Source organism: Microbacterium sp. Se5.02b (assembly GCF_019464375.1).
Taxonomy (GTDB): domain Bacteria; phylum Actinomycetota; class Actinomycetes; order Actinomycetales; family Microbacteriaceae; genus Microbacterium.
Map to the genome: position 1 here is coordinate 1,441,916 of NZ_CP080491.1, position 14,301 is coordinate 1,456,216.

13 protein-coding genes and 2 pseudogenes are annotated in these 14,301 nt (G+C 67.7%); 13 read left to right on the forward strand and 2 right to left on the reverse strand.

What is annotated here, in order from left to right:
* The first annotated feature begins 34 nt into the window (after positions 1-34).
* The 6 genes and pseudogenes from K1X59_RS07210 to K1X59_RS07230 all read left to right on the forward strand — a co-directional run bounded on the left by K1X59_RS07210 (position 35) and on the right by K1X59_RS07230 (position 5,901).
* A complete protein-coding gene (locus K1X59_RS07210) occupies positions 35-1,660 on the forward strand; it encodes an ABC transporter substrate-binding protein (protein WP_183152308.1) in 1,626 nt (541 codons plus the stop codon).
* A 79-nt stretch (positions 1,661-1,739) separates the two neighbouring features.
* Complete coding sequence (locus K1X59_RS07215) at positions 1,740-2,669, forward strand: ABC transporter permease (RefSeq protein WP_183152309.1); 930 nt, start codon at positions 1,740-1,742, stop codon at positions 2,667-2,669.
* Positions 2,659-3,612: an ABC transporter permease gene (locus tag K1X59_RS07220; RefSeq protein ID WP_183152310.1), complete on the forward strand. Its 954-nt coding sequence runs from the start codon at positions 2,659-2,661 to the stop codon at positions 3,610-3,612. The genes K1X59_RS07215 and K1X59_RS07220 overlap by 11 nt, the downstream gene beginning before the upstream one ends.
* Before the next feature lie 125 nt (positions 3,613-3,737).
* A pseudogene (locus K1X59_RS07225) lies at positions 3,738-5,011 on the forward strand (ATP-binding cassette domain-containing protein); the annotation flags it as partial.
* Positions 5,012-5,053: 42 nt separating this feature from the next.
* Entirely contained in the window at positions 5,054-5,332 is a 279-nt protein-coding gene (locus tag K1X59_RS22810; RefSeq protein WP_396652606.1) for a hypothetical protein, read from the forward strand.
* A gap of 29 nt (positions 5,333-5,361) precedes the next feature.
* Complete coding sequence (locus K1X59_RS07230; protein ID WP_244632491.1) at positions 5,362-5,901, forward strand: PH domain-containing protein; 540 nt, start codon at positions 5,362-5,364, stop codon at positions 5,899-5,901.
* Between the two features lie 31 nt (positions 5,902-5,932).
* Here the strand turns inward: K1X59_RS07230 and K1X59_RS07235 are convergent, their stop codons facing one another.
* Positions 5,933-6,739, reverse strand: coding sequence for a CPBP family intramembrane glutamic endopeptidase (locus tag K1X59_RS07235; RefSeq protein WP_183152313.1), 807 nt, complete (start codon positions 6,737-6,739; stop codon positions 5,933-5,935).
* A 102-nt stretch (positions 6,740-6,841) separates the two neighbouring features.
* Here K1X59_RS07235 and typA point away from each other — a divergent pair, with 102 nt between their 5' ends.
* The 5 genes from typA (at position 6,842) to K1X59_RS21100 (ending at position 12,603) form a co-directional block, all read left to right on the forward strand.
* Positions 6,842-8,755, forward strand: a complete 1,914-nt coding sequence (gene typA / locus K1X59_RS07240; protein WP_183152314.1) for a translational GTPase TypA — start codon at positions 6,842-6,844, stop codon at positions 8,753-8,755.
* 209 nt (positions 8,756-8,964) lie between these two features.
* Positions 8,965-9,861 (forward strand): phospholipase, encoded by an 897-nt coding sequence (locus K1X59_RS07245; RefSeq protein WP_183152315.1) that lies wholly within the window; start codon positions 8,965-8,967, stop codon positions 9,859-9,861.
* A gap of 83 nt (positions 9,862-9,944) precedes the next feature.
* Positions 9,945-10,982, forward strand: a complete 1,038-nt coding sequence (gene glsA, locus K1X59_RS07250; RefSeq protein WP_183152316.1) for a glutaminase A — start codon at positions 9,945-9,947, stop codon at positions 10,980-10,982.
* The gene (locus tag K1X59_RS21095) at positions 10,979-11,620 is read left to right on the forward strand and encodes an MFS transporter (protein ID WP_244632492.1); all 642 of its coding nucleotides are present in this window, start codon (positions 10,979-10,981) and stop codon (positions 11,618-11,620) included. The genes glsA and K1X59_RS21095 overlap by 4 nt, the downstream gene beginning before the upstream one ends.
* A complete protein-coding gene (locus tag K1X59_RS21100) occupies positions 11,611-12,603 on the forward strand; it encodes an MFS transporter (protein ID WP_244632493.1) in 993 nt (330 codons plus the stop codon). The genes K1X59_RS21095 and K1X59_RS21100 overlap by 10 nt, the downstream gene beginning before the upstream one ends.
* Before the next feature lie 3 nt (positions 12,604-12,606).
* Here the strand turns inward: K1X59_RS21100 and K1X59_RS07260 are convergent, their stop codons facing one another.
* A complete protein-coding gene (locus K1X59_RS07260) occupies positions 12,607-13,155 on the reverse strand; it encodes a helix-turn-helix domain-containing protein (RefSeq protein WP_183152317.1) in 549 nt (182 codons plus the stop codon).
* Between the two features lie 104 nt (positions 13,156-13,259).
* On the opposite strand from K1X59_RS07260, the pseudogene K1X59_RS07265 reads away from it, so the two are divergent.
* A pseudogene (locus K1X59_RS07265) lies at positions 13,260-13,981 on the forward strand (AzlC family ABC transporter permease).
* Positions 13,978-14,292, forward strand: coding sequence for an AzlD domain-containing protein (locus K1X59_RS07270; protein ID WP_220174079.1), 315 nt, complete (start codon positions 13,978-13,980; stop codon positions 14,290-14,292). The pseudogene K1X59_RS07265 and the gene K1X59_RS07270 overlap by 4 nt, the downstream one beginning before the upstream one ends.
* The last annotated feature ends 9 nt before the right edge of the window (positions 14,293-14,301 follow it).

The window sequence follows — 14,301 nt, forward strand, 5'->3', positions numbered from 1 at the left end:
TGCAGACTCAGCACTGTCCACAGGAGGACGAAAAGTGAAAAGAAACAGGACTGCCCTCGCGGGTATCGGTCTGCTCTCCGTCGGCGCTATCGCCCTGGCGGGGTGCGCATCCGGCGACGACAACGGCAGCGGTGAAGGCGGCGGCGAGGCTTCGACCGGCATCGTCACGGTGCAGAGCAACGAGCCCCAGAACCCGCTCCTGCCCGCAGTGACTAACGAGGTCGGCGGCGGACTCGTTCTGCAGAACATCTTCGCCGGTCTCGTCTACTACGAAGCCGATGGTGCTCTCGCCAACGACCTCGCCGAGTCGATCGAGTCGGACGACAACCAGACCTGGACGATCAAGATCAAGGAGGGTGAGGAGTTCAGCGACGGCACCCCCGTGACCGCGGAGTCCTTCACCGAGGCGTGGCAGTACGCCGCGTCCGACCCCGCCTTCGAGAACCAGTGGTGGTTCGCGAACTTCTCCGGCTACAGCGCCGACGCCGTGAAGGAAGACTCCCTCGCGCTCGATGTCGTCGACGACACGACCTTCACGGTCGAGCTCGCCGCCCCGCAGTCGGACTTCCCGACCACGCTCGGCTACCAGGTGTTCGCGCCGCTGCCCGAGTCGTTCTTCGACGACCCCGAGGCGTTCGGTCAGGCACCGGTCGGCAACGGCCCGTACGTGCTCGACAAGTGGGAGCACGACTCCGTGATCTCGCTGCTTCCGAACGAGAGCTACGACGGTCCGCGCAAGGCGATGAACGGCGGGGTCGACCTCGTCAGCTACGCCACCGCCGAGGCCGCGTACACCGATCTGCTCTCGGACAACCTCGACGTGCTCAACCCCGGCGTGCCGCCGACGGCTCTGGCCACGTACAAGGACGACCTGGGCGACCGTGCCGTCGACCAGCCGGCCGCGATCTGGGAGGGTCTGACCATCCCCTCGCGTCTCGCGCACTTCGGCAACGACGAAGAGGGCAACCTGCGTCGTCAGGCCATCTCCTACGCGATCGACCGCGACGAGGTCACCGATGTGATCTTCGAGGGCACCCGTACTCCGGCCGTCGACTACACCTCCCCGGTCATCGCGGGCTGGAACGATGAGATCGCCGGCTCCGAGGTCACGCACGCCGACGCCACCAAGGCGAAGGACCTGTGGGCTCAGGCCGACGCCATCTCGCCGTGGAGCGGCACGTTCACGATCGCGTACAACGCCGATGGTGGACACCAGGCGTGGGTCGACGCCGTGTCGAACCAGATCAAGAACACGCTCGGCATCGACGCTGCGGGTCAGTCGTTCCCTGACCTCGCGACGCTCCGCGAGGAGATCAAGAACCGTTCGCTGAACGCCGCGACGCGTTCGGGCTGGCAGTTCGACTACCCGGGTGCGTACAACATCCTGGGTGCGCTGTTCATCACCGGCGCCGGCTCCAACGACGGCGACTACTCGAACCCCGAGTACGACAAGCTCGTCCAGGAGGGCGCGACGGCACCGTCGGTCGAAGAGGGCAACAAGCTCTTCGAGCAGGCGCAGGAGGTCCTATTTAAGGACCTGCCCGTGCTGCCCCTCTGGTACCGCTCGACGAATGCCGGGTTCTCGACGCTGGTTGACAACGTCGAGTACGGCTGGGATAGCTGGCCGATCATCTTCGAGATCACCAAGGCCGGCGAGTAACACTCCCGCTCTGATCTGAACCCGCCGTGCGGGGCGATGCGCAAAGCGTCGCCCCGCACGGCGCGGTTCGGTTCACGCTATGACTGCTTACATCATTCGTCGCCTGCTCCAGGCGATACCCGTCTTCCTCGGGGCGACCTTCCTGATCTTCTCGATGGTCTTCCTGCTTCCGGGCGACCCGATCCTCGCTCTGTTCGGCGACAAGACGCCGACCGACGCGCAGTACGCCGCCTTGCAGGCGCAGTACCACCTGGACCAGCCGTTCTTCACGCGCTACCTGATCTACCTCGGCGACCTGTTCCGCGGTGACCTGGGAACGACCTTCCGCGGTCAGAGCGTCAACGAGATCCTCGCCGCGAAGTTCCCGGTGACGCTCCGCCTCGCGCTGCTGGCGATCGTCATCCAGCTCCTCTTCGGGGTCGTCGTCGGCCTCATCTCGGGCCTGCGCAAGAACAGCCTGTTCGACCACGCCTCGATGCTGCTGAGCCTCGTGCTGATCTCGATCCCGGTGTTCGTGCTCGCGTTCATCGCGCAGTACTTCCTCGCGATCGAGTTGCATCTGTTCCGGCCGACCGTCGGCAGAGGCGCGCCATGGGCCGACCTGATATTGCCGGCGATCGTCCTGGCCGCTCTCAACTTCGCCTACGTCGTCCGCCTCACCCGCAACTCGGTCATCGAGACGCGTCAGCAGGACTTCGTGCGGATGGCCTTCGGCAAGGGGCTCCCCACGCGGCGCGTCATCCCGGTGCACGTGCTGCGCAACTCGCTCATCCCCGTGACGACGAACCTCGCTGCCGACTTCGGCATCCTGATCGTCGGCGCCACCGTCACCGAGGGCGTGTTCAACGTGCCGGGCATCGGAAACGAGCTGTTCAAGGCCATCAACCAGCACGACGGGCCGGAGATCGTCTCGATCGTGACCGTGCTCGTCGTGATCTACGTCCTGGTCAACCTGTTCATCGACCTGCTCTACGGTGTGCTCGACCCGAGGATCCGCTATGTCCGATAACCGTCCCACCCGCCGTATGGCGCACTACGTGGCCGAGGCCGACGAGGGCGGCCTCGGCGCCGTCGACGCCGTCCGCGTCAGCGAGCGCAAGAGCAACCTGTGGCTCGACGCCTGGCGCGACCTCCGTGGTCGCTGGATGTTCTGGACCGCCGGCGTCTTCGTCGTGATCCTGGTCATCATCGCGTCGTTCCCCGACCTGTTCGCTCCGGTCGACCCGTTCCAGTGCGATTTGAAATTCTCGAACGACCCGCCATCCGCAGGACATCCGTTCGGTTACACCTTCCAGGGCTGCGACGTGTATTCGCGCGTCGTCCACGGCGCCGGCACCTCGCTGTCGGTCGGCATCCTGGTGACCATCATCATCGCCGCCATGGGAATCGTGATCGGCGCGTTCGCCGGCTTCTTCGGAGGCTGGATCGACTCGCTGCTCATGCGCATCGGCGACATGTTCTTCGCGATCCCCTACGTGCTGGCCGCTGTCGTCATCATGTCGATGTTCCTGGACAACCGGAACATCCTCGTGGTCTCGCTCGCGATCGGCTTCTTCGGGTGGCCCGCCGTGGCGCGCATCCTCCGCGCCGAGATCCTGCGGGTGCGCTCCGCCGACTACGTGATGGCATCCGAGGCGCTCGGGGTCTCCCGGGTGCGCACGATGTTCTCGCACGTCATGCCCAACTCGATCGCTCCGGTGATCGTGCTCAGCACGGTCGGTCTGGCCGCAGCCATCACGGCCGAGGCCACGCTGTCCTTCCTGGGAGTCGGCCTGCCGCCGGAGTTCATCTCCTGGGGCAACGACATCGCCATGGCGCAGCAGCGTCTGCGTACCGATCCGATGCCGCTGATCTATCCGTCGATCGCCCTCTCGCTCACCGTGCTGTCGTTCATCATGCTCGGCGAGACGGTGCGTGACGCGCTCGACCCGAAGGCGAGGGCACTGCGATGACCGCCGACCACAACACCGACGTCCCTCTGCTCTCGATCGAGAACCTGGAGGTCGCGTTCAAGACGCAGGACGGCTTCGTGCCGGCCGTGCGCGGCGTGAGCTTCGACATCTATCCGGGCGAGACCATGGCGATCGTGGGCGAGTCCGGTTCGGGCAAGTCGACCACTGCGCACGCGATCATCAACCTGCTGCCCGGCAGTGGCAAGGTCACGGGTGGCGCCGTCAAGTTCGAAGGGCGCGACCTCACGAAGCTCGGGCGCTCCGAGATCGAGCACGTGCGGGGCAACCTCATCGGCCTGGTTCCCCAGGACCCGATGAACAGCCTCAACCCGGTGCACCGCATCGGGTTCCAGGTCGAGGAGACGATCCTCGCGAACGGGCAGGCCGATGGCCGCAAGGCCGCGCGCAAGCGTGCGATCCAGGTGTTGCAGGAGGCAGGGCTCGCCGACGCCGATCGGCGTCTGCGTCAGTTCCCGCACGAGTTCTCGGGCGGCATGCGCCAGCGCGTCCTCATCGGCATCGGGCTCTCCTCCGATCCGAAGCTGCTGATCGCCGACGAGCCCACCAGTGCGCTCGACGTCACGGTGCAGAAGCGCATCCTCGATCACCTCGACACCCTCACGAAGGAGCGCAACACCGCGGTCCTGTTCATCACACACGACCTCGGCCTCGCTGCCGAGCGTGCCGAGAACCTCGTCGTGATGCACCGTGGTCGCATCGTGGAGTCGGGCCCCGCTCTGGAGATCCTGCAGAATCCGCAGCACCCGTACACGCAGCGCCTGGTCGCCGCGGCGCCGAGCCTGGCGTCGAAGCGCATCCAGACCGCCGTGTCCGGTGATGTGGATCCTCTCGCCGAGGTGCTCACGGAGGCCACGGGCACGGTCGATCTCGCATCGCTCGCGCACACCGAGGTGGTGCCGGCCGAACCGGTCATCGAGTTCCGCGACGTCACGAAGGTCTACAAGATCCGGGGGAGCGGCTTCCGCTCCACCGACTTCACGGCCGTCGACAAGATGTCGTTCCAGGTGCCGAAGGGCTCCACGATGGCGATCGTCGGCGAGTCGGGGTCCGGCAAGTCCACGGCTGCCAAGATGCTGTTGCGCCTGGAGACCAAGACGTCGGGCTCGATCCTGGTGAACGGGCGCGACACCGACACGCTCTCGCGGCCCGAACTCCAGGCCCTCCGTCGCCAGATGCAGCCGGTGTTCCAGGACCCCTACGGATCCTTGGACCCGCTGCACAACATCGGCAACACCGTGGCGGAGCCGCTGCGCGTGCACGGTGTGGGCGACAGCGCGTCGCGGCGCAAGCGCGTGCTCGAGGTGCTCGATCAGGTGGCGCTCCTTCGAGCGTCGCCGACCGGTATCCGAACGAGTTGTCCGGCGGTCAGCGACAGCGCGTCGCGATCGCCAGGGCGCTGGCCCTCAAGCCGGAGATCGTGGTGCTGGACGAGGCCGTGTCGGCGCTGGACGTCCTGGTGCAGGCACAGGTGCTGAACCTGCTCGCCGAGCTCCAGTCCGAGCTGGACCTGACCTATCTGTTCATCACCCACGACCTCGCTGTCGTGCGCGTGATCGCAGACCGGGTCTGCGTCATGGAGCAGGGCCGCGTCGTCGAGCACGGCACCGTGGATGACATCTTCGCGAACCCGCAGCAGGAGTACACCGAGCGTCTGCTCCAGGCGATCCCCGGTGCGGCTATCACGCTCGGCGGCCACTGACCGTGAGTGGGAGCGAGCAGTCGGAGGGTGTGCGGACATTCCGCGCACCCTCCGGTCCCGCCGCGGTGGTCATCGGATCGCTGCTTGCCGTGTTCCTGCTCGGCGATGCCGTCCTGCGGGCAGGCTGGGGGCAGATGCTGCTGCTGGCGCCGTGGGTCCTCCTCGTGCTGTGGATCGTGTACGTGAACTCCTATGCATCGTCGGTGCGCATCGACGATGAGGGCGTCGCGGTGCAGAACCTGCTCCGCCGCATCGAGTTCGGCTGGCGGCGGGTGCGCGATGTGGAGCTGCGCTGGCAGCTGGTGTTCTCTCTCGACGACGGCAGCGATGTGTCGTGCTACGGCGGTCCCGCGAAGGCGGGTTCGTTTCGGATGCCGACGCGCGGCGACAGCGAGGAGCGGGTGCCGGCGGGGCTCCGTGCGCTGGCCGAGATCGAACAGCGCCGTGACGCGGCCTCGCTCGCCGCGGATGCGCCGATCCGTCGGAGCTGGGACCGCCCGGCGTTGGTCGCGCTCGCGGTGATCGTCGTGTGGGCGATCCTCGCGATCCTCATCGCGAACGCCGGCTGACCGGCCCCCGCTCAGCCGGACCGACTGCCGCTCAACCAGGGAGGCCGAACAGGTCGGGCCACATCGACGCAGCCCAGGGGTAGCCGACGAACGCTGCGGCGTCGATCAGGAAGTGGGCGACCAGGAACGGCATCAGCCGTCCGCTGCGCTGGTAGAGCCAGCCGAACAGCAGACCCATCGCGAGGTTCCCGATGAACGCGGGGTACCCCTGGTAGAGGTGATAGCTCGCACGCAGGACCGCGGTGCCGACGATGATCCACCAAGGTCCCCAGCCGAGCTGTCTGAGCCGGGTGAAGAGGTAGCCGAGGAGGACGACCTCTTCCTGCAGGGCGGCGCGCGCCGCGGACAGCAGCAGCACGGGCACAGTCCACCAGTAGGCGTCGATCCCCGCGGGGTCGATCGCCACCGTGAGACCGAGTGCGCGTCCGGCGAAGTAGAGCCCGAGCCCGGGGATGCCGATCGCGAGCACGAGGACGACGCCTCGTCCGACATCCGCGCCGGTCTTCGTGCCGTCGAGGCCGAGACGGCCCAGGTGCGGTCGTCGGGACTGCCAGAGCAGGAAGCACACCAACAGCACAGGGATGAGCGAGAATCCGATCGCGAGCACCTGATAGACGAGGTCGAAGGCCTCCCTGTCGCTGCGGGAGGGGTTGAGCTTCGCGACCTGATCGGCGATCGGTATCTCGTCGGTGAGACGGTAGACGAACTGCACGACCGCGTACACCGCCGACTGGCCGAGGCCCAGGGCCAGGACGATCGAGATCTCCCACCACAGTCGCGTACGGGACGGAGCGGGGGAGAGGTCGGGGAGGTCCCACGGAGCCTGCGGTCGGGTCACGATCTCGATGCTACGACCTGCTTTTCAGGAACACGCCCTGAGCTTGCGTTATCCTGAAACGTCGGCTTCCCGGCGAAACCCCACATCTTTTAGGACACCTGCATGGCGCACGCCCTTCGCTCTGACCTCCGCAACGTCGCAATCGTCGCCCACGTCGACCACGGCAAGACGACCCTCGTCGACGCCATGCTGCGTCAGACGGGCTCCTTCGGTGAACACGCCCACGTCGATGAGCGCGCCATGGACTCGAACGACCTGGAACGTGAGAAGGGCATCACGATCCTCGCCAAGAACACGGCGATCACCTACAAGGGCAAGCACGCCCAGGGCAAGGAGATCACGATCAACGTGATCGACACCCCGGGTCACGCCGACTTCGGCGGAGAGGTCGAGCGCGGCCTGTCCATGGTCGACGGCGTCGTGCTGCTTGTCGACGCGAGCGAGGGACCGCTGCCGCAGACCCGCTTCGTGCTGCGCAAGGCGCTCGAGGCCAAGCTCCCCGTCATCCTCCTGGTCAACAAGACCGACCGCCCCGACGCCCGCATCGCGGAGGTCGAGGAAGAGGCGCACGACCTGCTGCTCGGTCTCGCCTCCGACCTGGTCGACGATGTGCCCGACCTCGACGTCGACGCCCTGCTCGACGTGCCGGTGGTGTACGCGTCCGGTCGTGCCGGCGCCGCATCGCAGAACCGCCCCGCCGACGGATCGCTGCCGGACAACGACGACCTCGAGCCGCTGTTCGAGGCGATCCTCGAGCACGTCCCCGCTCCGGAGTACGACGACGAGCACCCGCTGCAGGCCTGGGTCACGAACCTCGACTCCAGCCCGTTCCTCGGCCGCCTCGCGCTGCTCCGCGTCTTCAACGGCACGCTGAAGAAGGGCCAGACCGTGGCCTGGGTCCGCGCAGACGGCACGCACCAGAACGCGCGCATCACCGAGCTCCTGAAGACCCGCGCGCTCGAGCGCTACCCGGCCGAGTCCGCCGGCCCCGGTGACATCGTCGCCATCGCCGGCTTCGAGAACATCACGATCGGTGAGACGATCGCCGACCCTGAAGACGTGCGTCCGCTGCCGGCCATCACGGTCGACGACCCCGCCATCTCGATGACGATCGGCACCAACACCTCGCCGCTCATGGGCAAGGTCAAGGGGCACAAGCTCACCGCCCGGATGGTCAAGGACCGTCTCGACAAGGAGCTCATCGGAAACGTGTCGCTCAAGGTCGTCGACATCGGACGGCCCGACGCGTGGGAGGTGCAGGGGCGTGGAGAGCTCGCCCTCGCCATCCTCGTCGAGAACATGCGCCGTGAGGGCTTCGAGCTCACCGTCGGCAAGCCGCAGGTGGTCACGAAGAAGATCGACGGCAAGACCTACGAGCCGTTCGAGCACCTCACGATCGACACTCCGGAGGAGCACCTCGGCGCGATCACGCAGCTCCTCGCGAACCGCAAGGGGCGCATGGAGAACATGACCAACCACGGCACCGGCTGGGTGCGCATGGAGTTCATCGTGCCCTCGCGCGGCCTGATCGGCTTCCGCAGCGAGTTCCTCACCACGACCCGCGGCACCGGCATCGCGAACGCGATCTCGCACGGCTACGAGCCCTGGGCGGGTTCGATCACCACGCGTCAGAACGGCTCGATCGTCGCCGACCGCCAGGGTGTCGTCACCCCGTTCGCGATGATCGCCCTGCAGGAGCGCATGTCGTTCTTCGTGCAGCCCACGCAGGAGGTCTACGAGGGCATGGTCATCGGCGAGAACTCCCGCGCCGACGACATGGACGTGAACATCACCAAGGAGAAGAAGCTCACCAACATGCGTGCGGCGAGCTCCGACACCTTCGAGTCGATGACACCGCCCCGCGTGCTGACGCTCGAGGAGAGCCTCGAGTTCGCGCGCGACGACGAATGCGTCGAGGTCACACCCGAGGTCGTCCGCATCCGCAAGGTCAACCTCGACGCGAACACCCGCGCACGGGAGACCGCGCGTCTGAAGCGTCAGGACGCGAACGCCTGAGACATCGCCGGACACAGCTCCGTGGAAGAGGGTCTCGCACCGCCGAAAGGCCGTGCGAGGCCCTCTTCTCATGTAAATCCCAGGTGAGGGCTAGTTTTCGCTCAGGTTGATCATGCAGACTCGGTCACTTGCGCCCGGGACGATCACCCGATGAGTCTCCTGAATGGGCGTGCGACCATCCGAAAGTCGACCACCCGAAAGTCGAACCCATGCTTCAGAAGACCCGTGCGCTTCGGCGCGCCTCCGCCGCGGCATCCGCTCGCGCAGCCGTCACCGCCCGACGCCCGATGACCATCCTCGGCGTGACCGCCGCGACACTCGTGGGCATCACGCTCAGCGTGGGGCTCGCGTCCACGCCCGCCGCCGGCGCCGTGAACGCCGCCGCGTCGGCAGCCGTCCCTCGCACCGTCGTCGGTGCGGAGCCCCTGGCTCAGATCGGCGAGGAGGCCAGGGTCACCCTGGTCGAGGCGAAGAGCGCCGTGCTGGCCGCCGAGGATCTCGGCGACGCGGTCGTCGCCTCGGGGCTCGACGTCGGCGGCTCGACGACCGTCGACACGGCCGCACTCGAGCAGGACATCGAGAAGCTCGCCGAGCGCGAGGTGATGCCGGTGCTGCTGATGGACATCCTCGCCGATGAGACGGCGTCCGAGACGGCTCGGGTGGTCTCCGGTACCGAAGCTCTCCAGCAGGCGCTCACCGCGGCTCAGGAGAAGAAGGCCGCGGAGGAGGCGGCACGGATCGCCGCCGAGAAGGCAGCCGCCGCCGAGAAGGCCGCAGCCGACCTGGCCGCCGCGAACACCGTCGAGGGTGCGAAGGCGACCGCGCGACAGCTGATGTCGAGCCAGTACGGGTGGGGAGCCGATCAGTTCTCGTGCCTGGAGTCGTTGTGGACCAAGGAGTCGGGCTGGAACTACCAGGCGTACAACGCCGACGGAGGAGCCACCGGCATCCCCCAGGCGCTCCCCGGCAGCAAGATGGCCGCCGCGGGGGCGGACTGGCAGACGAGCGCCGCGACCCAGGTCGCCTGGGGGCTCGGCTATATCTCGAGCGCGTACGGCAGCCCCTGCAGCGCCTGGTCGCATTCGCAGGCCATGAACTGGTACTGATCCGAAATACTCCTGTGCGGAGAGGCCGGCTGCCGCTACGGTGGCACTGACGCCTGGGGACGTCGCGGACCCCAGGAGGACACATGCTCGACCCCGTCGCATGGCAAGGCGTCGCGCAGGAGGTGTCGACCGGCGCGCTCCCGGGCTGGGACCGGGTCGAGGAGATCGTGCGCGAGGCGCATCTGCGGTACTCCTCGGAGCACGGCGGCCGTGTCGCTGACTACATCCCGGTCCTCGCGGAGGCCGACCCCGAGCTGTTCGGCCTCGCCGTCATCGAGGTCGCAGGCGGGTTGCACGACGCCGGCGATGCGATGCACGCCTTCTCGATCCAGTCGATCTCGAAGATGTTCGTCTACGCGCTGGCTATCCAGGAGCACGGGCATGAGCGGGTGCGCGAGATCGTCGGCGTGAACAACACGGGCCTGGCATTCAACTCGGTCGTCGCGTTGGAGCTCAACGACGGGCATCCGATGAATCCCATGGTCAATGCGGGCGCCATCGCGACGACCGGGCTGATACCGGGGGCGACGCCGGACGAGCAGTGGGTGCGCATCAGGGATGGACTCTCCGCCTTCGCGGGGCGGCCGCTCGCCCTCGACGATGTCGTCTACTCGTCGGAGGCGGCGACGAACGACCGCAACCGGGCGTTCGGACGTCTCCTTCGCAGTTACGGTCGGCTGGACGGCGACCCGGACGCGGTGGTCGACGTGTACACGCGCCAGTGCGCGCTCAGCGTCACCGCGCACGACCTCGCGGTCATGGGGGCGACGTTGGCGGACGGCGGCGTGAATCCCGTCACGGGGGAGCGGGTGGTCTCGGAGGAGGTCTGCCGGGACACCCTCGCCGTGGTCGCATCGACCGGGCTCTACGAGCGCTCAGGCGACTGGCTGTTCGAGATCGGTCTCCCCGCGAAGTCCGGGGTCGCCGGAGGCATCGTCGCGATCGCTCCCGGCAAGGGGGCCGTCGCGGGGTTCTCGCCGCGTCTCGACGAAGCGGGCAACTCGGTGAGGTCGCAGATGGCGATCGGCTACCTCTCGCGGGCGCTCGGGCTCAACCTCTTCGCATCCGTCCCCGCTCGTGACACGACCGGGGTCCTCTCTGCACCCCTGGAGGAGAAATGACGACCACAGAACAGACCCCGACGAAGACCTCCTGGCTGCCCATGGTCAGCCTGTTCCTCGCGCAGGTGCTGATGTCGTTCAACGTCGCTGCGCTGCCGATCTCCCTCGGCGGCATGGTGGGCGAGTTCGGCGTGCCGCCGACGGTCGCCAGCACCACCATCGTCATGTACGGGCTCGCGGTCGCGGCGCTCGTCATGACGGGAGCGAAGCTCGGACAGCGCATCGGATGGGTGCTCATCTTCCGCGTGGTCATCGCGCTGTTCGCCGGCTCGGCGGTCATGATGCTCGTCGCGCCCACGATCGCCTGGGCCATCGCCGGTCAGGCTGTCGCCGGGGCGGCGGCCGCCATCATCGTGCCGTCGATCGTGGCGCTCATCGCGGAGAACTACCGAGGACCGCAGCAGGCGACGGCGATCGGCGCGATCGGGTCCGCCCGCGCGATCTCCGGCGTCAGCGCCTTCCTCATCGGAGGCACCCTCGGGACGCTCGTGGGATGGCGCCCCATGTTCTTCATCGTGCTCGGGATCGCGGTGCTGGTCTTCGCATTGAGCTTCACGCTGCGCGGAGACAGGGGGACGCCTCGATCCGCATCGACCTGGTCGCCTCGCTGCTCATCGGCGCCGCGATCGTGCTGCTGACGTTGGGCTTCAACAACCTGAACGGCTGGGGCGCGCTCGCGGCGACGGAGGCCGCGCCGTTCAGCATCCTCGGCCTGTCGCCTGCGCCCGTGTTCATCATCGTCGGTGTGGTGCTGGGGCAGGGGTTCTTCCTGTGGACCAGGAAGCGGATGGCCGAGGGCAAGGTCCCGCTGATCGATCTGAGCGTCCTCGGCTCCGGTCGGGAACGTGCGGCGGTGTACGCGATGTTCATCGTGGTCGCGTTGGAGGCGTGCGTCAACTTCACCATCCCGCTGTACATCCAGATCGTGCAGGGGCGCACGCCGTTCGACACCTCCATCGCCATGATGCCGTTCAACCTCACCGTCTTCATCACGGCGACGCTCGTGGTGCGCTTCTACCGGCGCTTTCCGCCGCGCACGATCGGGGTGTTCGGGTTCATCCTGACCACTGCGGCGCTCGTCTGGCTGTCGTTCGTCGTGAACAACAACTGGGAGACGATCCCGACGATCGCGGGACTCATCGTGTTCGGCATCGGACAGGGCGCCCTCGTCACCCTGGTGTTCAACGTCCTCGTCACGGCTGCCCCCGCAGAACTGGCAGGGGATGTCGGTTCGTTGCGCGGGACGACCCAGAACCTCGCGTCGGCGGTGGGCACCGCGTTGGCCGGAGCCCTGCTCGTGTCGCTGCTGGCGCTGAGCGTGGGCAGGGCCGTCGTCGAGCATCCTGAGCTGCCGCCGTCGCTCGTGGCGCAGGTCGACATGGACAATCTGAACTTCATCAGCAACGACGATCTGCGGGTGGCTCTGGAATCGACGGACGCGACTCCTGCCCAGGTGGATGCGGCTGTCGCGGTGAACGAGGAGTCCCGTCTGGGCACTCTCAAGCTCGGGCTGCTGATCCTCGCCGGCATCAGCGCACTCGCGATCCTCCCCGCGTCGCGGCTGCCGCAGTACCGTCCGCACGAGATCCCCGACCCCTCGCCTGCGGGCGGGCCGGAGTGACGCTCAGCGCAGTTCGGAGATGAGCACGGCGCTGGTGCCCGGCACCGTCGCCTCGAAGATGTGCGGCGCGTCGCCGGCGTACGTGAGGTAGTCGCCGGGGTTCAGCAGCACGGGATCGCCGACGGGGCCGATCTGCGCCTGGCCCGCGATGAGGATCACGTGTTCGATGGTGCCGGCATGGTGGGGGTCGGAGCGACGCGGGTCGCCCGGCTCGGCCTGGATCAGGTAGACGTCTCGTCGCGCGCCGGGAGGACTTGCCGACAGCAGTGTCGCGCTGTAGGCCGCGGCGGAGGAGGGGACACCCGCGAGGTCGTCGGCGCGGATCAGCGTGGGAGCGTTCGCCTGCTGGTCGACCAGCACGGCGAACGGCACCCCGAGTGCCACCCCGAGGGCCCAGAGCGTCTCGACGCTGGGGTTGCCGGCGCCGCTTTCGAGCTGTGACACCGTCGCCTTCGACACACCTGCCCGTCGGGCGAGCTCGGAGACCGAGAGGCTCACAGCCTCCCGTTCACGGCGCAGCGTGCGGGCGATGCGTGTGCGGAGATCCTCCATACGTTCATCATGTCAAACGTTCGTTCGCTTGACTATCCACGCGGGACTGTTCAGAATGATAGTCATGTGTTCACTGAAGCGAACAAAGGAGTTGGGGCGGCAGGATGACCGCTGAGCGCGAGGTCTGGCGCGAGGCGCTCGGCGTCGTGCTCGCGACCAGTGCGTACGGCATCTCCTTCGGCGCGCTGGCAGTGGCATCCGGACTCGACGTGTGGCAGACGTGCGTCCTCAGCCTGCTGATGTTCACCGGGGATCGCAGTTCGCCTTCGTCGGAGTGTTCACGGCCGGCGGCCTCGCCGCGCTGCCCTCGGCGATCGCGTCGGCCGCTCTCCTCGGCGTGCGCAACGTCGCATACGGGATGCGGATGTCACCGATCGTGGCGGGCGGACCGGTCCGCAAGGCGGCAGCCGCGCACTTCACGATCGACGAGTCGACAGCGGTCGCGATCTCGCAGAGCCAGCCCCGGCTGCGGCAGCTGGGATTCTGGATCACCGGCATCGGCATCTTCGTCGGGTGGAACATCACGACTCTCGTCGGAGCCCTCGTCGGCGACGTGCTCGGCGATCCGAAGACCTGGGGGTTGGATGCGGCCGCCGCCGCCGCGTTCCTCGCGCTGCTCTGGCCGCGGCTCAAGCAACGGCAGGCGGTGGCCGTCGGCGCCGCGGCAGCCGTCGTCGCCGCGGCCTTCACGCCGCTGCTCATGCCAGGGCTCCCGGTGCTCGTCGCCGCGGTCGTCGCGATCGCGGTCGGCTGGTTCAACTGGCTCGGTCGGGCGTCGCCGCCGCGGACGGAGCAGGCGGACACCCCATCGGGAGGAGAAGCATGAGCCTCTGGAGCGCGATCCTGCTCGCCGCACTGATCTGCTTGGCGCTCAAGGCCGCCGGTTACCTCGTTCCGCCCAAAGTGCTCGAGGCACCGCGCACGGCGCGGATCTCCGACCTGTTGACAGTGGCCCTCCTCGCCGCGCTCGTCGCCGTGCAGACGCTCGGCGACGGTCAGGCGATCACGGTGGATGCCCGGGTGCCCGCTCTCCTCGTCGCCGGAGGGCTCCTCTGGCTCCGGCAGTCGTTTCTCGTGGTGGTGGTCGCGGCGGCGCTGGTCGCGGCGGTCCTGCGTCTTCTGGGCCTCGCAGGTTGACGACTCCTC